Annotated in this window: 18 protein-coding genes; 17 read left to right on the plus strand and 1 reads right to left on the minus strand. The window is 63.6% G+C overall.

All coding sequences use genetic code 11. The features are described from left to right. The first annotated feature begins 70 nt into the window (after positions 1-70). The 9 genes from ABID19_RS04235 (at position 71) to ABID19_RS04275 (ending at position 11,994) form a co-directional block, all read left to right on the plus strand. Positions 71-997 carry a D-alanine--D-alanine ligase gene (locus tag ABID19_RS04235; RefSeq protein WP_354488182.1) on the plus strand — a complete coding sequence of 309 codons (927 nt, stop codon included), beginning with the start codon at positions 71-73 and terminating at the stop codon, positions 995-997. Continuing rightward, entirely contained in the window at positions 985-1,926 is a 942-nt protein-coding gene (locus ABID19_RS04240) for a cell division protein FtsQ/DivIB (RefSeq protein ID WP_354488184.1), read from the plus strand. The genes ABID19_RS04235 and ABID19_RS04240 overlap by 13 nt, the downstream gene beginning before the upstream one ends. Continuing rightward, positions 1,923-3,230, plus strand: a complete 1,308-nt coding sequence (gene ftsA, locus ABID19_RS04245; RefSeq protein WP_354488186.1) for a cell division protein FtsA — start codon at positions 1,923-1,925, stop codon at positions 3,228-3,230. Before ABID19_RS04240 ends, ftsA begins: the two co-directional genes overlap by 4 nt. Before the next feature lie 67 nt (positions 3,231-3,297). Then, positions 3,298-4,956 (plus strand): cell division protein FtsZ, encoded by a 1,659-nt coding sequence (gene ftsZ / locus ABID19_RS04250; protein WP_354488188.1) that lies wholly within the window; start codon positions 3,298-3,300, stop codon positions 4,954-4,956. Positions 4,957-5,228: 272 nt separating this feature from the next. Then, positions 5,229-6,176: a UDP-3-O-acyl-N-acetylglucosamine deacetylase gene (gene lpxC / locus ABID19_RS04255; protein WP_354488190.1), complete on the plus strand. Its 948-nt coding sequence runs from the start codon at positions 5,229-5,231 to the stop codon at positions 6,174-6,176. A 215-nt stretch (positions 6,177-6,391) separates the two neighbouring features. Continuing rightward, entirely contained in the window at positions 6,392-7,261 is an 870-nt protein-coding gene (locus ABID19_RS04260; RefSeq protein ID WP_354488191.1) for an outer membrane protein assembly factor BamD, read from the plus strand. Positions 7,262-7,274: 13 nt separating this feature from the next. After that, complete coding sequence (gene recN / locus ABID19_RS04265) at positions 7,275-8,948, plus strand: DNA repair protein RecN (RefSeq protein WP_354488192.1); 1,674 nt, start codon at positions 7,275-7,277, stop codon at positions 8,946-8,948. A 149-nt stretch (positions 8,949-9,097) separates the two neighbouring features. Continuing rightward, positions 9,098-11,302 (plus strand): NAD-dependent DNA ligase LigA, encoded by a 2,205-nt coding sequence (gene ligA, locus ABID19_RS04270; RefSeq protein WP_354488194.1) that lies wholly within the window; start codon positions 9,098-9,100, stop codon positions 11,300-11,302. Next, positions 11,302-11,994 (plus strand): DUF2461 domain-containing protein, encoded by a 693-nt coding sequence (locus ABID19_RS04275; protein WP_354488196.1) that lies wholly within the window; start codon positions 11,302-11,304, stop codon positions 11,992-11,994. Before ligA ends, ABID19_RS04275 begins: the two co-directional genes overlap by 1 nt. Positions 11,995-12,027: 33 nt before the next feature. Here ABID19_RS04275 and ABID19_RS04280 read toward each other — a convergent pair whose 3' ends face one another. Then, positions 12,028-12,786, minus strand: coding sequence for an SDR family NAD(P)-dependent oxidoreductase (locus tag ABID19_RS04280; RefSeq protein ID WP_354488198.1), 759 nt, complete (start codon positions 12,784-12,786; stop codon positions 12,028-12,030). Between the two features lie 153 nt (positions 12,787-12,939). Here ABID19_RS04280 and ABID19_RS04285 point away from each other — a divergent pair, with 153 nt between their 5' ends. The 8 genes from ABID19_RS04285 to ABID19_RS04320 all read left to right on the plus strand — a co-directional run bounded on the left by ABID19_RS04285 (position 12,940) and on the right by ABID19_RS04320 (position 20,673). Continuing rightward, positions 12,940-14,349, plus strand: a complete 1,410-nt coding sequence (locus ABID19_RS04285; protein ID WP_354488200.1) for an aldehyde dehydrogenase family protein — start codon at positions 12,940-12,942, stop codon at positions 14,347-14,349. 15 nt (positions 14,350-14,364) lie between these two features. Next, positions 14,365-15,168, plus strand: a complete 804-nt coding sequence (locus tag ABID19_RS04290) for an N-formylglutamate amidohydrolase (RefSeq protein WP_354488202.1) — start codon at positions 14,365-14,367, stop codon at positions 15,166-15,168. Positions 15,169-15,239: 71 nt separating this feature from the next. After that, a complete protein-coding gene (locus ABID19_RS04295) occupies positions 15,240-15,824 on the plus strand; it encodes a helix-turn-helix domain-containing protein (protein ID WP_354488204.1) in 585 nt (194 codons plus the stop codon). 155 nt (positions 15,825-15,979) lie between these two features. Continuing rightward, positions 15,980-16,705, plus strand: a complete 726-nt coding sequence (locus ABID19_RS04300) for an ABC transporter ATP-binding protein (protein ID WP_354488206.1) — start codon at positions 15,980-15,982, stop codon at positions 16,703-16,705. A gap of 43 nt (positions 16,706-16,748) precedes the next feature. Further along, positions 16,749-17,903 carry an ABC transporter substrate-binding protein gene (locus ABID19_RS04305; RefSeq protein ID WP_354488208.1) on the plus strand — a complete coding sequence of 385 codons (1,155 nt, stop codon included), beginning with the start codon at positions 16,749-16,751 and terminating at the stop codon, positions 17,901-17,903. A 49-nt stretch (positions 17,904-17,952) separates the two neighbouring features. After that, positions 17,953-18,657, plus strand: coding sequence for an ABC transporter ATP-binding protein (locus tag ABID19_RS04310; RefSeq protein WP_354488209.1), 705 nt, complete (start codon positions 17,953-17,955; stop codon positions 18,655-18,657). 7 nt (positions 18,658-18,664) lie between these two features. Then, complete coding sequence (locus ABID19_RS04315) at positions 18,665-19,564, plus strand: branched-chain amino acid ABC transporter permease (protein WP_352936805.1); 900 nt, start codon at positions 18,665-18,667, stop codon at positions 19,562-19,564. Between the two features lie 17 nt (positions 19,565-19,581). After that, complete coding sequence (locus ABID19_RS04320; RefSeq protein ID WP_354488211.1) at positions 19,582-20,673, plus strand: branched-chain amino acid ABC transporter permease; 1,092 nt, start codon at positions 19,582-19,584, stop codon at positions 20,671-20,673. Positions 20,674-20,689 lie beyond the last annotated feature (16 nt).

A 20,689-nucleotide genomic window follows, 5' to 3' on the forward strand; every position in this document is an offset into this window, starting at 1 on the left:
CAAGGACTGCTCTGATCGAGAGATGCAGACCCGCCGTGAGAGGGGCCGCCGTGAGAGGGGATGACGGGAAATGAAAAGCAAGCACGTGGCCGTCCTTCTGGGTGGATTCTCGTCCGAGCGGCCCGTGTCTCTGTCTTCGGGGAATGCCTGTGCCGATGCGCTCGAGAAGGAAGGCTATCAGGTCACTCGCGTCGACGTCTCGCGCGATGTCGGATCGGTGCTGGCCGACCTCAAGCCCGATGTCGTCTTCAATGCGCTGCACGGGCCTTTCGGCGAGGATGGCACCGTCCAGGGTGTCCTTGAATATCTGGCGATTCCCTACACCCATTCCGGCGTGCTCGCCTCGGCTCTTGCCATGAACAAGGAGCAGGCCAAGAAGATCGCCAAGTCTGTTGGCATCCCGGTTGCCGAATCGAAGGTGGTCAATCGCTTCGCCATCCAAAACAAGCATCCGATGAAGGCGCCCTATGTCGTTAAGCCGGTCAACGAAGGGTCGAGCTTCGGCGTCGTCATCGTGCATGAAGGCCAGTCGCATCCGCCGCAGGTCATCGGTTCGTCCCACTGGAAGTATGGCGATACCGTCATGGTGGAGCGCTACGTGCATGGACGCGAGTTGACCTGCGCCGTGATGGGCGACGTGGCTCTCGGCGTCTGCGAGATCATCCCGACCGGCCATTCCTTCTACGACTATGATTCAAAATACGTCCCGGGCGGATCAAAACACGAATGCCCTGCAAAAATTTCACCGAATATTTACCAAAAAATACAGACACTGACGCTCAAGGCTCACCAAGCTATCGGCTGCCGGGGCGTTTCCCGGTCGGACTTCCGTTATGATGATCGACACTCCGAGAACGGCGAAATTGTCTGGCTCGAGATCAACACGCAGCCGGGCATGACGCCGACATCCTTGGTGCCTGAAATTGCCGCGCAGGCGGGGCACTCGTTCGGCGATTTGTTGAGTTGGATGGTGGAGGACGCTTCGTGTCTGCGTTGAAGTGGGGACAGGGCAAGGGAGAGGACGCGGCCGGGCCGACGCTGTTCGGTATGTCGTTGTCGTTCGACCATTTCGTGCTGCCGCGTCTGCTTCGCCGGCCGGTGCGCGTACTGGCGCGTCTGGGCGAGGGCGACTTCGAGGTGCCGCCTTTTTCTGCGGCCATGCTGTCGGCGGCGCTGGTCGTGTCGGGCAGTGCCTATGGAGCCTATGTCGGCGGACATGTCGAAGTCATCGTCCAGGGCGTCACCGCCCGTACCGGCTTTGCCGTCGACCAGATCAAGGTCGTCGGTAACCGCGCAACCTCCGAGATCGATATTCTCGACAGGATGCAACTCGATGGCTGGACGTCGCTGATCGGCTTCGATGCCGAAGCCGCGCGTGAGCGCATCGCCACACTGCCATGGGTCGAGATTGCGGCGGTGCGCAAGGTCTATCCGCACACGCTGGAGGTGCGCATCGAGGAGCGTGAGCCTTTTGCGCTCTGGCAGCAGGGCAGCGAGCTTTCCGTCATCGAGCGGTCCGGCGCCGTGATCGCGCCGTTCTCCGGCGGCAAGCAGGCACTGCTGCCGCTGATCGTCGGCACCGGCGCCCCGGCCAAGGCGCCGGATTTCCTGGCCAGGATCAAGAAATATCCAGAGCTGGCCGCGCGGGTCAAAGGCTATATCCGCATCGGCGAACGGCGTTGGGACCTGAAGCTGGAGAACGGCATCACGGTCAAGCTCCCCGAGGACGGCGAGGATCAGGCGATCGCCGATCTGGTCAGGATGGACCATGAGAACGGGCTGCTGACGCGCGATATCGCCGCTGTCGACATGCGCCTGTCCGATCGCCTCGTCGTCCAGTTGACGCCGGAAGCGGCGACGCAGCGCCAAGCCGCGCTCAACGAAAAGCCGAAAATGCCGAAGCGCAAGGCGGAGACGAAAATATGAGCTGGCTTGGCGGCAACAGCGACGCCTCGTCGCGCCGGTCCGGCATCATGACGGTGCTGGATGTCGGTTCGAGCAAGGTCTGCTGCGTGGTGGCCAAGCTCAAGCCGCGCGAGGACGGCATGCTGCTGCGCGGGCGCTCGCATCGCATCCAGGTGATCGGCATCGGCCACCAGAAATCGCAAGGCGTGAAATCGGGCGTCGTCATCGATCTCGACAGGGCCGAGCACGCCATCCGCCTTGCCGTCGATGCCGCCGAGCGCATGGCCGGTCTGACGGTCGATTCGCTGATCGTCAACATGACAGCCGGCCGGCTGAAGAGCGAAAGCTTCTCGGCAACCATCAACCTCGGCGGCCATGAGGCCGACGAGGCCGATATCAAGCGTGTGCTTGCCGCCGGCGCCAAGCAGGCACTGCGGGCCGAGCGCGAGGTGATCCATTCGCTTCCCGTCGGCTTTTCGCTGGACGCCGAGCGCGGCGTGCGTGATCCGCGCGGCATGGTTGGCGACCAGCTCGGGGTCGACATGCATGTGCTGACGGGTGACGCGGCACCGTTGCGCAATCTGGAGCTTTGCATCAACCGTTCGCATCTGTCGGTCGAGCGCATGGTGGCGACGCCCTATGCCAGCGGGCTTGCCGCGCTGGTCGACGACGAACTCGAAATGGGCGCAGCCTGCATCGACATGGGTGGCGGCACCACGACGATCTCGGTCTTTTCGGAAGGCAAGTTCGTCCATGGCGACGCCATCGCCATCGGCGGCAACCATGTGACGCTGGACATGGCCAAGGGCCTGTCGACCTCGCTTGACGCCGCCGAGAGGCTGAAAGTGATGCATGGCTCGGCGCTGCCGGGCAGTGCCGACGACCGCGACCTGGTATCGATACAGCCGATCGGCGAAGATGGCGAGGTGCCGTTGCAGATACCGCGTTCGGTAATGACGCGTATCGTCCGGGCACGCATCGACGAGACGCTCGAACTGTTGCGCGATCGGCTGAACAGGTCCGGCTACGGAAATGCCGTCGGCAAGCGTGTGGTGCTGACCGGTGGCGCCAGCCAGCTTTCCGGCCTGCCCGAGGCGGCGCGCCGCATTCTCGGACGCAATGTGCGCATCGGCCGTCCGCTCGGCGTGGCGGGGCTGCCGGAAGCGGCCAAGGGGCCGGCTTTCTCGACGCCGGTCGGGCTTTTGATCTATCCGCAGATGGCGAATTTCGAGAGCCATCCGGCGAAAGGAATTTCTGGTCTCAGGATGACCGGAACGGGCGGAAAACTGCATCGAATGAGTCAGTGGTTGAGAGACAGTTTTTAAATTGACGGGGACAGCCCCATAGGCGGCCGCGGCGGCGAAGCGGCGGGAAAGGCAAAGGACGGAGACAATGACCATCAATCTGCAGAAGCCGGACATCACCGAGCTCAAGCCGCGTATCACCGTGTTCGGTGTCGGCGGCGGCGGCGGCAATGCCGTCAACAACATGATCACAGCCGGCTTGCGCGGCGTCGAGTTCGTGGTGGCCAATACCGACGCGCAGGCGCTGACGATGTCCAAGGCGGATCGCCTGATCCAGCTCGGCGCGCATGTCACCGAGGGCCTGGGTGCGGGATCGCAACCGGAAGTCGGGCGCGCGGCGGCGGAGGAGTGCATCGACGAGATCATCGATCACCTCTCCAACACCCATATGTGCTTCGTCACTGCGGGCATGGGCGGCGGCACCGGCACGGGGGCTGCGCCGGTCGTTGCACGTGCTGCCCGAGAGAAGGGGATTCTCACCGTCGGCGTCGTCACCAAGCCGTTCCATTTCGAAGGCCAGCGCCGCATGAAGACGGCGGATCTGGGCATCGAGGAGTTGCAGAAATGCGTCGACACCCTCATCGTCATCCCCAACCAGAACCTGTTCCGGCTGGCCAATGACAAGACGACCTTCGCCGACGCTTTCGCCATGGCCGACCAGGTGCTCTACTCCGGGGTGGCCTGCATCACCGACCTGATGGTCAAGGAAGGGTTGATCAACCTCGACTTCGCCGACGTCCGCTCGGTCATGCGCGAGATGGGCAAGGCGATGATGGGGACGGGCGAAGCTTCCGGCGAGGGCCGCGCAATGGCCGCCGCCGAAGCCGCGATCGCCAACCCGCTGCTCGACGAGACCTCGATGAAGGGCGCCAAGGGCCTGTTGATCTCGATCACCGGCGGCCGCGACCTGACCCTGTTCGAAGTCGACGAGGCGGCGACCCGTATTCGCGAGGAGGTCGACCAGGAAGCCAACATCATTCTGGGTGCGACGTTCGACGAGGATCTCGAAGGCGTCATCCGTGTCTCGGTGGTTGCTACCGGCATCGACAAATCGGCGGCTGATATCGCCGCCGCGCCGATCGCCATCCGCACGGCTCCGCCAAAGCCCGTCAGCCGCCCGGCCGTTCCGGTCGCGGAAAGCCGTCCCGCGCCTGTCCAGCAGGGGGGCTACGAGCCACGCGCCGCCGATCCTGTGGCCGAGGCGATTCAGCTTGCCGAGGCGAATGCCGCGGCGATGACGCGTCCCGCGCCGGTTGCCCAGACGGAAGACTTCCGCCCACAGAGCAAGATCTTCCAGGCGCCGCCGGCCCAGCCGCAGCCGATGGTGCAGCCAGTGGTTCAGCAGGTGATGCAGCCTGCGCCGCAGCGCGAAATGCTTCAACCGGCAGCACCCCAGCGCATGCCGCGCGTCGAGGACTTCCCGCCGGTGGTGAAAGCCGAAGTGGAAGCCAAGGCGCGCCCGGCCGACCATGAGAACAGCGGACCGATGGGACTGCTCAAGCGCCTGACGAACGGCCTTACCCGCCGCGAAGAGGAGCCTGCACGGCTGCAGCCGGCGCAACCGCGCGAGCCGAAACTGCGCCAGGCAGCGCCCGAAGTGCGCCGCCTTGCCAGCCAGGACCCGCAGCTTTACGCGCCGCGCCGCGGCCAGTTGGACGACCAGGGCCGGCTGACGCCGCAGAGCAGGGCCGTCCAGGAAGACGATCAGCTGGAGATTCCGGCATTCCTGCGCCGCCAGGCCAATTGACCCGTTAACGGTCTGTAACAATTGTTAACAGGCAGACAAGAAATTGTTTGCCTGTTAATGTCGAAAGCGATTAGAAAACAAGTCCTTACGGGACGATGTCCACTCCGGATCGCGGTTACAGTGAGTAAGAAACCGTGATTTGGAGACTTTCTGCCGGAACACTATCTTCGCCCCGAGCAATGTCGGTTTGCTGGGATTCGGGGAAGTGCCCTGCCTGCCGATCAAAGAGCCGTGCCCTTGGGCTCATGAAGCGGACTTAGGCAGTATGGGCTATGGGGTTTGTTTTGCACGACTATCAGACGACACTTAAATCGCGTGCGACGCTGACAGGTACCGGCGTTCACAGCGGCAATTCCGTTACCGTTCATTTCCTGCCGGCAGACGCTGATACGGGTGTCGTGTTCCAGCTTTCGAACGGAGGCGAGGGCCGTGAGTTCCGTGCGCTCGTTTCCGAAGTCGGCGCCACCGATCTCTGCACGATGCTCGGCGATCCGGCAGGTGAGCATATCGCCACCGTCGAACATCTGATGGCCACGGTTTTCGGGCTCGGCATCGACAATCTGGTCATCGAGATCGACGGCCACGAGGTTCCGATCCTTGATGGCAGCGCCATGGCGTTCGTGGAGGCCATCGACCAGGCGGGTATCGACACGCTGCCGGTCAAGCGCCGCTACATCAGGGTGGTCAAGCCGGTTCGCATCGAGAACGGTGCCTCCTGGGCGGAGTTCAGGCCGTATGACGGCACGCGCTTCGAGATCGAGATCGATTTCGAAAGCCCGGCGATAGGCCGTCAGCTCTTCGCATCCGACATGAACGCCGACATTTTCCGCCGCGATATCGCGCGGGCCCGTACGTTCGGTTTTATGAAGGATGTCGAGCGGCTGTGGGCGGCCGGCTATGCGCTTGGCTCATCGCTGGAAAACTCCCTGGTGATCGGCGACGACAACCGCGTGATCAATATGGGAGGCTTGCGTTATCCCAACGAGTTCGTGCGCCACAAGACGATGGACGCCATGGGCGATCTGGCGCTGGCCGGCGCCCGGTTCATCGGCTGCTTCCGTTCCTATCGCGGCGGCCATAGGCTGAACGCGGCGGCGCTGCGGCGCCTTTTGTCGGACCGTTCGGCGTTCGAGATCGTTGAGACGACACGCCGAGAGCGCGGTCGTGCCGCCGAGATGAACGCCGTCTATGCGCCCGTTTACGGACCCTGGATGGTCTGATTCTTAACGTTTTTCGGCTTTTATAACCGTCGACCTGTGTTGCAGGAATGCATCATTGGCCGGCGAAATCATGTAAGTGCGCAGGCCGCGCCAGACCGCCACAAAAATGTGCGATTGGCCGGGGATAGCGTTGCCGGGCATGGCGATTATGGTCTATGGCTGCTGCCCCAGAGCGAATGACGACTGAAATGACGCCGAAAGGGCGGAATCCAATCATGTTTTTCAAGCGAATTGGTCAATCGAAAGCGCCGCATCGGGCTGTTTTCCTGGCGCTTTCGGTGGTTGTTCCATCGCTGATCCTGTCGGCCTGCATGTCGTCCGAAAAGGATGTCGACCTGTCGACCTATGTCGAGCAGACCGAACCGGCCGACGTTCTCTACAATCAGGGCCTCGCCAACCTCAATGCCGGTCGCCTGCAAGAGGCGAGCCGCAAGTTCAGTGCGGTCGACCGTCAGCATCCCTATTCGGAATACGCCCGCAAATCGATGGTGATGGGCGCCTTTGCCGACTATCGCCAGGGAAACTATACCGAGGCGATCGGTTCGGCCAAGCGCTATCTTACGCTCTATCCGTCGACCGACGACGCGGCTTACGCCCAGTACATCATCGGGCTGAGCTATTACCGGCAAATCAAGGACGTCACCCAAGACCAGAAGGAAGCGCGCCAGACCGTGCAGACGATGCAGGATCTGGTGACGCGCTGGCCCGATTCCGAATATGTCGACGACGCCAAGGAAAAGATCCGCTTCGCCAACGACCAGCTCGCCGGCAAGGAGATGCAGATCGGCCGTTATTATCTTGAGCGCCGTGAATATATCGCTGCCGTCAAGCGGTTCCGCAACGTGGTGGAGACCTATTCCAACACGCGCCATGTCGAGGAGGCGCTCGCGCGCCTTACCGAAAGCTACTATGCGATGGGGCTGACCTCGGAGGCGCAGACCGCCGCGGCTGTGCTCGGCACCAACTATCCCGACAGCGTGTGGTACAAGGATTCCTACAAGCTCCTGCAGACTGGTGGGCTCGAGCCGCGCGAGAATGCCGGGTCGTGGATCGCCAAGGCCGGGAAGCTGATCACCGGCGCCTGAGCGGCGCATCACCATGCTTTCCAGACTGTCGATCCGCGATATCGTTCTGATCGAAAAGCTGGACATCGACTTTTCGTCCGGCCTTTCGGTGCTGACCGGCGAAACCGGCGCTGGAAAATCCATCCTGCTCGACGCGCTGTCGCTGGCGCTCGGCGCCCGCGGCGACGCCTCGCTGGTGCGGCACGGCGCGGCACAGGGCCAGGTCATCGCCGTGTTCGACGTGCCGCGCAACCATCCTGCCCGCATGCTGCTTGCCGACAACGCCATCGAGGACGATGGCGACATCATCCTGCGCCGCGTGCAGACGGCGGACGGCCGTACCCGCGTCTTCGTCAACGACCAGCCTTCCAGCGTGACGCTGATGCGCGACGTCGGTCATGCGCTGGTCGAGATCCACGGCCAGCATGACGAGCGCGCCCTGGTCGATCCTGGCGCCCATCGCGAATTGCTGGACAGTTTTGGCGGTCATCTCGGCACTGTCGGTGCGACAGGTGAGGCGTGGCGCTATTGGCGAGGCTGCGAGCAGGACTTGGCCAAGCACCGCGCCAAGGTTGAAGCGGCGGCGCGCGAGGCCGACTATCTCAGGGCCGCGGTCGCCGAATTGACCAAGCTCGATCCCCAGCCCGGCGAAGAGACCGAGCTGGCGGAACTGCGCGCCACGATGATGCGGGCGGAAAAGATCGCCTCGGAAATCCATGACGCGCAGGATGTACTTTCCGGGCCGTCCTCGCCCTTGCCGCAGCTCGCCAGCCTGCTCAGGCGCCTGCAGCGCAAGGTGACGGAAGCGCCGGGCCTGCTCGACGATGTGGTCAAGTCGCTCGACGAGGCGATGCTGTCGCTCGACGCCGCGCAGTCGGGTGTCGAAGCAGCCCTTCGCGCCACCGAATACGATCCGCAGCGGTTGGAGAAGGCGGAGGAGCGCCTGTTTTCGCTGCGCGCCGCCTCGCGCAAGCACAGTGTGGCGGTCGACGATCTGGCGCAGCTGCGTGACACTATGGTCGCCGATCTTGCCGATCTCGATGCCGGCGAAGAGCGCCTGCACGGACTGGAAAAGCAGGCCGCGGCGGCGCGCGAGGCCTACGACATTTCGGCGGCGCAGCTGTCGTCGCTTCGCCATGCGGCCGCCGTCGGGCTGACCAAGGCCGTCATGACCGAATTGCCGGCGCTGAAGCTCGAACGGGCCGAATTCATCGTTGAAATGACGAGCGTCGCCGAAAGCAGGATGGAAGAGGGCATCGACCAGGTCGAGTTCTGGGTGCGCACCAATCCCGGCACCAGGCCCGGCCCAATGATGAAGGTCGCTTCCGGCGGTGAGCTGTCGCGCTTTCTGCTGGCGCTGAAAGTGGCGCTGGCCGATCGCGGCTCGGCGCCGACCTTGGTCTTCGATGAAATCGACACCGGCGTTGGCGGCGCGGTAGCGGACGCCATCGGCCAAAGGCTGGCGCGGTTGTCGAAGCGCGTGCAGGTGCTTTCGGTTACGCACGCGCCGCAGGTGGCAGCGCGCGCGGCCACGCATTTCCTGATCTCCAAATCCGGTAGCGCCGATCGTGTCGCCACCGGCATCGCCGAGATGGACCGGGCAGCGCGCCAGGAGGAGATCGCGCGGATGCTGGCCGGAGCGACGATCACCGACGAGGCACGCGCGGCTGCCGAGCGGCTGCTTCGAGAGAATACGGCCGCAGCATAGAAACACGCCGTCCGATGCGGCAAGTCCGGCTTTCGGACGGAGTCAGGAGATGGCTGCATCCCGCTGTTCAGGATTGATTTTCTCGCGGGCTGGCTCCCCTACGGCAAATCCTGATCTATAGTGGCGCGCCATTCTTGGGGAAGCAGTTCATGTCCGAAAAATCCGTCGATTCGCTCAACGAGAGCGAGGCAGCCAGCGAGCTGAAGCGGCTGGCCGAGGAGATCGCCGAGCACGACCGGCGATACCATGGCGAGGACGCGCCTGTTATCACGGACGCCGAGTATGACGCGCTGACGCGGCGCAACCTCGCCATCGAACAACGCTTTCCCGATCTGGTGCGCGAAGATTCGCCGTCGCGCCGGGTCGGCTCGCCGCCGGCGGAAGGCTTTGCCAAGGTGCGTCATGCGGTGCCGATGCTCAGCCTGGCTAAGGCCTATACCGACCAGGACGTCGCCGATTTCATCGAGCGCGGCCGGCGCTTCTTCGATCGCGACAAGGATCTCGACATCGCCTTTACGGCTGAGCCGAAGATCGACGGCCTGTCGGCTTCGCTGCGCTATGAAGGCGGCGTGTTCGTGCAGGGCGCAACGCGCGGCGACGGCGCCGTCGGCGAGGACATCACCGCCAATCTCAGAACGATCGCCGACATTCCCAAGCGCCTGAAAGGCTCGGGCTGGCCCGATGTCATCGAAATTCGCGGCGAGGTCTATATGACCTATGCGGAATTCGAGGCGCTGAAGCAACGGTCGGCGGCGGCCGGCGGCCAGGACTACGTCAATCCTCGCAATACGGCGGCCGGGTCGCTTCGGCAGAAAGATCCATCCGTCACCGCCAGCCGCAATCTTAGATTTTTCGCCTATGCCTGGGGCTATACGACGGCGGATCCCGCGCCGACCCAGTACGAGTCCGTGCAGAAGTTCAAGGATTGGGGGTTCCAGATCAGCCCGCTGATGGTGCGGGCCAAGTCGGTCGAGGAACTGGTCGCGCATTACCACCTGATCGAGGAGCAGCGCTCGTCGCTTGGCTACGACATAGACGGCGTCGTCTACAAGGTCGACCAGTTGGAGCTGCAGCGCCGATGGGGTTTTGTCACCGGCGAACCGCGCTGGGCTGTCGCTCATAAATTTCCGGCCGAACAGGCAATGACGACCGTGCAGAGGATCGACATCCAGGTCGGCCGTACCGGCACGCTTGCGCCGGTTGCGCGACTGGCGCCAGTCACGGTCGGCGGCGTGGTGGTCGAGAACGTCACGCTGCACAATGAGGACTATATCAAGGGCCTGGACAGCACCGGCCAGCCGATCCGTGACGGCATCGATGTGCGCATCGGCGACACGGTGGTGATCCAGCGGGCAGGGGACGTCATTCCGCAGATCGTCAGCGTTGTCCTCGACAAGCGGCCGTCCGATGCCGTGCCCTACGAATTTCCGCACGTCTGCCCGATCTGCGGTTCGCCGGCGACGCGCGAGATCAACGAAAAGACCGGCAAGGAAGATTCCCGCCGCCGCTGCACCGGCGAACTGATCTGCCCGGCGCAGGCCGTGGAAGGACTGCGCCACTTCGTGTCGCGCGGCGCCCTGGATATCGAAGGCCTCGGCGCCGAAAACATCGACCTGTTCTTCAATGCGGGGTTGATCAAGACGGCCGCCGACATCTTCACGCTCAGGGATCGGCGTCCAGCCGTCACCAGGGCTTTGGCCGAGCGGCGCGAGGAGCAGGCGAGGCAACGCGAGGCGGCATCGGGCAAGGCTCGCAAGAATGTTCGCGGTGTCGAGGATCGCAACTATGAAAGCCTGGACAAGCTCTTCGCTGCCATCGACGCCCGCCGCGAACCGGAGCTCGATCGCTTCATCTTCGCGCTTGGCATTCGTCACATTGGCGAGACGACGGCGGCCGTGCTTGCCCGAGAGTTCTCGACCATCGAGGAGCTGATCCGCATCGGCAAGGAGACTGCAAAAGCCGAGAATCCGCATGACGTTTTTCCGTCGATCAACGGCATTGGCGACACGGTGATCAACGCGCTGCGCGATTTCTTCGGCAACGAGCGCAACGACGACGTGCTCGACGCGCTGCTCGCGCAGGTCCGGCCGAAGCCCTACATCGTCAACGTCTCGGCCGACAGCGCTGTCGCCGGCAAGACCATCGTCTTCACGGGCACGCTGGAAAAGATGACGCGACCGGAAGCCAAGGCGATGGCGGAACGTCTCGGCGCGAAAGTCGCGGGCTCGGTCTCCGCCAAGACCGATCTCGTCGTCGCCGGACCCGGCGCCGGCTCCAAGCTCAAGCTCGCCACCGAACTCGGCATCGAGGTGATCGACGAGGACGCCTGGCTAGCGCGGATCGGCAAGGCGTGATGACGGGCACGTTCAACGGTTTTGGCCGGAAGGCCATTCCATTTCTCAAGGCGCTCGACTTTCACCAGAGCCGGGAGTGGTTCCAGGAGAACCGCGACCTCTACGAGAGCGAGCTTTATGAGCCGTTCGGAGATCTCGTCGAAACGCTCTCCGAACGCTTCGCGGTGGCGGGACTGGGCTTGCGGGGCGATCGCAAGAAGTCGCTGTTCCGCATCAACCGCGACGTGCGATTTGCCAAGGACAAGCGGCCCTATAACAGCCATCTGTCGGCCATCCTGTCGCCGGACGGCACCAAGATGGAGCAGGGCGTGTTCTTCGCTTACATCGGGCTCGACCGGTGCTTTGCCGGCGTTGCCTGGTGGCAGCCTGGCCCGGAGCTGCTCCAGGCCATGCGGAGGGCGATCGCGACGAAACCGGCGGAGTTCCGCAGCCTGATCGGGCGACTGAAGAAGGCCGGGCTCGAACTCGATACGGATGGATGCATGAAGCGCGCGCCACGCGGCTTCGAGGGTGTCACGGAGGCCGATCTCGCCCAGGCTGTCCGCAACCGGCATTTCGCTGTCCGCCACACGATCGACCCGACTGGAATCCACACGTCGGCCCTGGTCGACGAACTTGTCGATTTCACGGTGTGCGCCAGGCCGCTGCTCGACTGGGGCCGGGCGATCCAGGGCAAGGTTTCGGCGAGCTAGGGTTTCCGGTGCGGTCCGGTCGCGGATGTGACGCTACATTCGCATCAAGAGACCACCGTCAACAGGGAGCTCAATTCCGGTGATGTAACTTGCCTGGTCGGAGAGCAGGAAAAGCGCGGCATTGGCCATGTCCTGGGGTGTGCCGATCCGGCCGAGCGGCGCGTAACTGGCGACTGCCGAGCGCTTTTCTTCGGTATCCCAGCGTGCCTGCAGCGGCGTCAGCGCCATGCCCGGACAGATGGCGTTGGACCGGATGCGGTCGCCAGCAAGCTGCATGGCCAGCGATTTGGAGAGCGCGCAGACGCCCGCCTTCGATGCCTGGTAAGCATCCTGCGGGTTCGCGTCGCCGCGATACCACTGGATGGTTGAGAAATGGACCATGGCTCCGCCGCGCCCACCGGAGCGCATATAGGGAACGACCGACCGTGCCGTGTGCACGAAGGACTTCAGATTGATGTTGAAGACCTGATCCCAGACGTCGAGATCCATGTCGAGAGCCGATCTGTCGCGGCCGAACCAGAGCACGCCGGCGACATTGGCGAGATAGTCGATACCACCGCGCTCACGGCCCGCCGAGCCGATGGCCTGTTCGACGAAGGCGGCGTCGGTGAGATCGCCTTGGGCGAAAGTGAGCCTGTCGTCATAGGAGGCGAGGGAGGTTGGGCGGGCCTTGACGTCGATGGCGGTAACGGATGCTCCCGCTTCGAGCAGCGCAAGCGCTATCGCTTCGCCCATGCCACCACCGGCGCCGGCGACAACCGCGTGCCTGCCGGTGAAATCATAAACGATCATCTGCTTGCCCTCATGTGCTCCGCCCAACGCGCGATCGCCGGACAATAGGGGCGGATAAAAATTCCATCAAGCGGTATTAGAAAAAATTTGCCAAAATGGAAAATAGCGATATCGTGGCCGGATGACTTCCCAGTTCGAACGGATTTCAAAATCATGAACCTGCATTCCGGCGCGCGGACCTTCTCCGTGACCTCTCCTGTCGACGGTTCGACCTATGTGACGCGCGGCTATGCTGACGGCACTGCAATCGAAGCCGCGGTGACGCGGGCCCGTGCCGCATTGCCCTCCTGGCGGCGGACGCCGCTGGCCGAGCGGCTGGCGATCCTGCTGCGCTTCGGCGAGGAAATGAAAGCCCGCGCCGCTCCGCTTGCCGAGATGGTCGCATGGCAGATAGGGCGACCGCTGTGGCAGGCCGACGAGACGCGGCGTCTAGCGCTGATCGGACAGCTGCTTTCCGACATCGCGCCCGAAACGCTGGCCGACGTGCCGTATCCCTCCGACGAGACCATCCGCCGCTATGCGCGGCCGGTGGCGGGCGGCCTGCATCTGTCGATCTGTGCCTGGAACTATCCGACCGCCATGCTGGGCTATCTGGTGACGTCGCCGCTTGTGGCCGGCAATGTCGTGATCTTCAAGCATTCGCCGCAGACACCGCTGATCGCGGAGGTGGCCGAGGAGGCTTTTCGTGCCGCCGGCGGCCCCGAAGGCGTGTTCCAAAGCTTGCATCTCGACCATGCCGATGCGGAGCGATTGATCGCGTCCGGTGCCTTCAATGCGGTGAACTTCATCGGTTCAGTCAATGGCGGCCGGCGCGTTCATGCCGCCGCCGCCGGCACCTTCACCCAGGTGCATCTCGAACTCGGCGGCAAGGACCCGACCTATGTCCGCGCCGATGCCGACCTCGAGGCGGCGATACCGCTGATCGCAGAGGGCACATACTCCAATGCAGGACAGTCCTGCTGTTCGGTCGAACGGATCTATGTCGACCAGGCGATCCATGACCGCTTCGTCGACGCCCTTGTCGCCGAGACGGCGAAATGGACCATCGGGCATCCGATCGGCGAGAAGCCAATGGTAGGCCCAGTGGTGCGGGCGAGCGCCGCCGAGACGATCCGCGGTCTCACCGAAAGCGCGGTGCTGGCAGGGGCGCGGCGGCTGATGCCGCAGGATGGCGCCCTCAAGGCCGCAGGGCTTGGCGCCGCCTATGTCGCTCCGGAAGTGCTGGTCGGGGTCGATCACAGCATGCAGATCATGCGTGACGAGCTGTTCGGACCGGTGGCTTGCATCCAATCGGTCGACGGCGACGACCAGGCAATCGGCCTGATGAACGACAGTGATTTCGGCCTGAGCGCCTCGATCTGGACGCAGGACATCGATCGCGGCGTGGTCCTGCTCGACGAGGTCGAGGCCGGCACGGTCTATCTCAACCGCTGCGACCACGCCGACCTGCACCTGCCATGGGGCGGCATCAAGAATTCAGGTCTCGGCCGCACCAATGGCCGCGCCGGCCTGACAGAAGCGACGGCGGCGAAGGCCTATCACGTCCGCTCCGTCATCGGTTGAATTGGAGGTCGTCCGGTGAACGCGGCGGCCCTTGCAGGGCTTGACGATGCGACCGTCGAGAGGCTGGCCGCAGCCAGCGTCGAGCGGCTGCTGCCTGGTGCGACCAGCCCCTATCTGTTGATCGCCGAGCACGCCGGCAATCTTGTGCCGGCGCCATGGCATGACCTTGGCCTGGCAGTGCCCTATCTCGGCACGCATTTCGCCGTCGATATCGGCATCGACGCCTTGACGCGCCGGCTGTCGCGGACGTTGCGGGCGCCAGCCGTGGTCGCGCATTATTCGCGGCTGTTCCTCGATTATAACCGCCCAATGGGCGAGTGGGACTTCATGCGGCCGGATCTCGGCGGTATTCCGGTGCCTGGCAATCTCGCGGTCGATGCGGCTGACGCCAGGGTGCGCAAGCGCATCGCCTGGGTGCCGATCGAACAGGCGATTACCGGGACCGCGGCAGGCAGGCAGGCGCTCGTCTCGATACATTCCTTCACCCCGGTGATGGGTGGCATCAGGCGCGATGTCGATATCGGCGTGCTGTGGCGCGAACCGTCGCCTTTCGTCACCTCGGTGCTCAAAACTATCGGCGCGCGTGGCGCCGAAGCAGGCTTGAGGATCGGCGACAACGCGCCCTATGATTGGCGTCAGGCGGTCGGTTATACGCTGAACCGGCATGGGCTCGAGCAGGGCAGGCCCTGCCTCTATCTCGAAGTCCGCAACGACCTGCTTTCCGATCCGGAAAAATTCGAGCTCATCAGCCAGACCCTGGAGACAAGCTTTGCCACTGTCGCGATGTCACTATGGCCGAAATCAGCCGTAGCCGTCTAAAGGCTGGACGCCCTCAGGCCACGCCGCTAGAGCTTGTCGAATTGGAAACACGACAGCCAAGGGCATGGGCGATGCAGGGCAATGTGGGCAGCAAGATCAGGGATGCGCGCAAAGAGCAGAACATCACGCTGCGCGACCTCAGCGAGCGCTCCGGCCTTTCGGTCTCGCAGCTGTCGAAGCTCGAGAACGGCAAGGCGCGCCTGACGGTCGATGTGGCGCTAATGATCGCCGGCGTTCTGCATGTGCCGGTGGCGTCCTTCCTGTTCAGCCCGAAGCCGGGCATGCAGGCGCGCCGCTCGATCACGCGCGCCGGCAGCGGCATCCTACATCAGGGCAATGCCATGGAATTCGAGGTCTTGTGCAGCGATTTTCGCGACAAGACCAACATTTTCTGGCGCGTCACGCTGCGGGCAAGGAGTTTTGAGGAGAATGGCGGCTGGCGTAGCCATTCGGGCGAGGAGTTCATCCATGTGCTCAGCGGCAGTCTGGAACTGCACACGATCCACTATGACCCGACGGTGCTGCAGCCGGGCGACAGCATCCTCTTCGACGGCGAAATGCGGCATGCCTATATCGCGCTCGGCGATGAGCCGGTCGTCATGCTGATGTCGAACACCGTCCCGCGCGACGGGCTGCCGGCCGGCGCCGGGGTCTGATCCCGCCGGTCGGATTTCAGGCCGGAAGTTCGGCTCGCCAAGAATATTTTCTAAAATGGAAAAAGATACTTGTTATGGAAAAGTCGGGGGTCTAGCATCCTTGATGACCGGCTGACAGGAGAAAAAGCCATCGGCCGGGATGGGAGATGTGACCGATGCTGTCGGTTGAGGCAGTCAGCAAGACTTTTGGCGGCGTGCAGGCCTTGCGCAGTGCTTCGCTGTCTTGCGCGGCCGGCGAAATCCTCGGCTTGATCGGTCCCAATGGTGCTGGAAAATCCACACTGGTCAACGCCATCTCCGGTGTGCTCAAGCCGGACACCGGCAGCGTGAGGCTGGCAGGCAAGGAAATCACTGGCCACGGTCCCGAGCATTGCGCGCGGGCAGGCGTCGGCCGCACCTTCCAGACTATCCGGCTGTTCAGGGATTTGACCGTCCGGCAGAATGTCGAGGTCGCCCATATCACCTGTCGCTCGGTTCGCCCCGATGTCGCGGCCCGCATCGGCGTCGACCGGCTGCTGGCCCAGTATCAACTGGACGGCTTCGCTGATGTTCCGGCGGGGACATTGTCCTATGGCAGCCAGCGCCGGCTCGAAATCGCCCGCGCGCTGGCGCTCGGTCCTTCGCTGCTTCTGCTCGACGAGCCGGCGGCCGGGCTCAATGAAGATGAATCCGAGACACTGGCGGTGGCGATCGAGGGCATTCGCCGCGATGTCGGCTGCGCGACCATCGTCATCGATCACGATCTGCGTTTCATCAACCGGCTGTGCGACCGGCTCTGCGTCATGGACCAGGGCCAGGTGATCGCTTCCGGGCAGACCGAAGAGGTGTGGCGCGATCCGCGCGTCATCGAGGTTTATGTCGGGCAGTCCGAGACATCGTGACGGTGCCTGGGAATTGCAACAACAAGGGAGAAGGAGGGGTTCAATGGACAGGATGATTTTAGGGGCCGCTATTGCCGCGGCGGGGCTCTTGCAGGTGGCGCATGCCGGCGCCGCCGATCTGAAGATCGGACTCGCGGTGGCGATGACCGGCACTTATGCACCCTACAGCGAGGCTGAAGGCGCTCGCTGCATGGCCGACAAATTGAACAAGGCGGCTGGCGCCGGTGATCCCAAGATCGAACTGATGATCGAGGACAATCGTTCCGATCCGCAACTTTCGGTTTCGCTCGGCCAGAAGTTCCTCGATGCCGGGGCCCAGGTCATCACCGGCGTGCCGTTCCCGGATGCGCTGATCCCGACCGCCCAGATCGCGGCGCCCTATGGCGCGACGGTGTTTTCGGCGCCAAACACCCAGATCGAGATGCAGCAGGCAGGCCTCGACAATTTCATCGCCGGCGCGGTGCCCGATCCGATCAATGCAGCGGCCACCGCCGGTGCACTCTATGGCAAGGGCGCGCGCACCGTGGCGCTGCTGGTCTCGCCCGATGCCGGCTCCTACTCAGAAAAACTGCCGGAATGGTTCGGTGAGGTGTTTGAACATCTCGGCGGCAAGGCCGTCTCCAAGCTCAACTATTCCTGGGGCACCACCGACTGGTCGCCGCAGATCGCCAGCATCAAGGCACTGCCTGAAAAGCCTGATGCCATCCATGTCTGCGGTGTGCTGCCCGATGTCGGCATCCTCATTCGCCAGTTGCGCGCCAATGGCTATGACGGCTGGGTGGCCGGCTGTGATGCCTTCGACGACAAGTCTTTGGAAGGAACCGTCGGCGATCCGGCTTCGCTTGAGAAGGTTATGTTCGCCACCCATGGCGCGACCGGCGTCGACAGCCCGATCGACCACTTCCTGGCGCAGTGCAAGGCCGACGGCTACAAGATCAATGGCATCTTTGATGCGCTCGGCGCTGACATGGTGCAGATCAGCTATGAGGCGGCGAAGAAGTCCGGCACCGTCGAGCCCGCGGCCTTACGCGAAGCGATCCGCGCGTCGGGCGGCTATCCCGGCACGACGGCGCCGATCATCTCCTTCGCCGAAAAGAAGGGTTATCCGGTCAAGGCCGTGCCAGTGATGGGCTTCTCGAACGGCAAGCGCGTGCTCATCACCGACGCGCAGCCGACCTTCGTTCCGGCGTTGAACTGATTGGCAAAGCTGTTTTGATGATGCCGCGAGCGACAATCCGGGCCGGTTCGTGCTGAAGGTCGAGAATCTGAGCGTGCGCTACGGCGCGGTCGCCGCCGTGCGCGATCTGTCGCTGTCGGTGGGGCAGGGCGAGCTTGTCGCCCTGCTCGGCCCGAACGGTGCCGGCAAGAGCTCGACCATCAATGCCCTGACTGGCCTTGTCTCGCCGTCGGCCGGCCGTATCGTCCTTGACGGTCAGGATATATCGCGTGTCCGAACCGAGGATCGCATTCGCGCCGGCCTGACGTCGACGCCGGAAGGCCGGCACATCTTCGCCAATTTGACGGTCGGCGAGAACCTGCGGCTGGGCGCGGCGACGCGGCGCGACCCCAGAGGGGTGCGTCAGGACATGGAGCGCTTCCTCGCTTTGTTCCCGGTCCTCTCCGAACGCTACGCGCAGGCAGCCGGCACGCTTTCCGGCGGCGAGCAGCAGATGCTGGCCATTGCGCGGTCGCTGATGTCGCGGCCAAAACTTCTGCTTCTCGACGAACCCTCGCTGGGGTTGGCGCCGAAGATCGTCGTCCGGATCTTCGATTTCATCGGCCAGCTCAAGGCCGAGGGGCTGACGCTGCTGGTGGTCGAGCAGAACGCCAGGCAGGCGCTTCGCTTTGCCGACCGCGTCTATGTCATGAGTTCCGGCGCGCTTCGCTTTGACGGGCCGCCGTCCGGGCTTGCCGACGAACATGGTCTCCTCAATCTCTATATCGGCGGGTAGGCGCGGCATGGACTACGCTCTGCAGCAACTTTTGAACGCACTCGCCTTCGGCGCGGAATATTCGCTGGTGGCGCTTGGCCTGGCGGTGGTGTTTTCGATCATGGGGCTGGTGAACTTCGCCCATGGCGAGATCATCGGCGTCTCGGCCTACAGCGTGTTCCTGGCCGCGGCGCTGGGGCTGACGTCGCCAATCGTCGCGGTCCTGCTTGCCATCGCGGCGGCAGCGCTGGCGGCCATCGCCTTCGAGCGCGTGGCGTTCCGCCCGGTTCGCTATGCGCCAACGACGACGGGATTGCTGACGGCCTTCGGCGTCAGCATCGTCGTGCAGAACCTGTTCATGCTGCTGATCTCGCCGAAGCCGCAATCGGTCTCGATCCTCAATGGCCTGAACCAGATGTGGTTCTTCGGCCCGTTTGCGGTGTCGTCGCTTCAGGTCATGGAATTGATCGTCTCCGGCCTCACCATCCTCGCCCTGGTGCTCTTCCTTAACCGGTCGACACTCGGTTTGGCGATCCGCGCGGCGTCGCGCGATTTCGCCACCGTTCGCCTGATGGGCATCAGGGCCAACCGGGTGATTGCCACCGCCTTCGCCATTTCAGGTGCGTTGGCCGGCATCGCGGCCGTCTTCATCATGGCGCGGCGCGGCAGCGTCTCGCCCGATCTCGGCTTCAGCCTGGTGCTGAAGGCTTTCGTCGCCTGCGTCATCGGTGGTTTCGGCTCGCTTCCCGGGGCGGCGGTCGGTGGCATGCTGCTCGGCTTCATCGAAGTCGGCCTGCTCGTCGCCTTGCCGCAGGAATATGGGGGCTTCAAGGACGCGCTTACCTACGCGATCATCGTCGCGCTTCTCGTCTACCGACCGGAAGGCCTGCTTGGCCAAAGGATCGAACTCGGCGACAAGGAGATCTGAGGTGGGGGAGATCTGAGGTGGCGAGATCAGAGATGTCGCAGGCGATCGAAGATACCGCACTTGCCCCTGTTGCAAGGCCTGGCGGCGCGCTGGTGCGCTCGCTCGTCGGCGGGCTGGTGACGTCGTTGCCGGTGCTGGTGATCGGACTGCTGATCCTGAACTTCGCGCCGACCTACTACACCTTTCTGGCGCTCGGCGCCTTCGTCAACCTGATCGTCGTCGTCGGCCTGCAAGTCTTCATGGGCAACAGCAACATCGCCAATCTCGGCCACAGCGCCTTTGTCGGGCTTGGCGCCTATGGCGTGGCCATCCTGTCGACGCCGCTGGCGATGAAGAAGCTGTCCATTCCAAACGCACCTTTTGGTTTCGCGACGCTCGAGCTCGATCCCGTCACATCGGCGCTGCTCGCGCTGCTTGCGGTCGGCATTCTGGCCCTGGTCAGCGGCAAGGTCATCAGCCGCCTTTCGGGCGTTGCCGCAACGATTGTCAGCCTGGCACTGCTGATCATCGTCCATTCTGTCTTTCTCAATTGGACCGATCTGTTCAAGGGCAACCAGGCCTTCTTCGGCATTCCGAAGGTCGTCGGCCTGCCTTGGATGATGGTGATGTCGGTCTTCGCGATCGTGTTGGCTCGGCTGTTCAAGGACAGCCGCTGGGGCCTGCAGCTGAGGGCAAGCGCCCAGAGCCCGCAAGCCGCCGCCGCACTCGGCATCGACGCCCGGCGCCTGCGGCTGATTTCATGGGTGCTGTCGGCGCTGATCTGCGGCCTGGCTGGTGTTCTCTACGCCTATTTCGCCGGCACGATCAGCCCGAAGCTGTTCTATTTCCAGATGATCTTCATGACGCTGGCGATGCTGATCCTTGGCGGCATGGCGACAGTTACCGGCGCGATGACCGGCGTGATCGTGCTTTCGGTCGGGCTCGAATTCATCCGCAGCATCGAATCGGGCGTCACGATTGCCGGCATCCAGCTGCCGCAACTGCTTGGTCTGTCCGGTGTCGCGCTTGGCGTCGTCATCGTGCTTTGCATGGCCTTCCGGCCAAGCGGCATCAGCGGCCGCTACGAACTGGACGAATTGCTCTCGCGATTTTTCAGGCACGCGAAATAGCGACGCCTGGTGTTTT

The sequence above is a fragment of the Mesorhizobium robiniae genome (assembly GCF_040545535.1).
Taxonomy (GTDB): Bacteria; Pseudomonadota; Alphaproteobacteria; order Rhizobiales; family Rhizobiaceae; genus Mesorhizobium; species Mesorhizobium robiniae.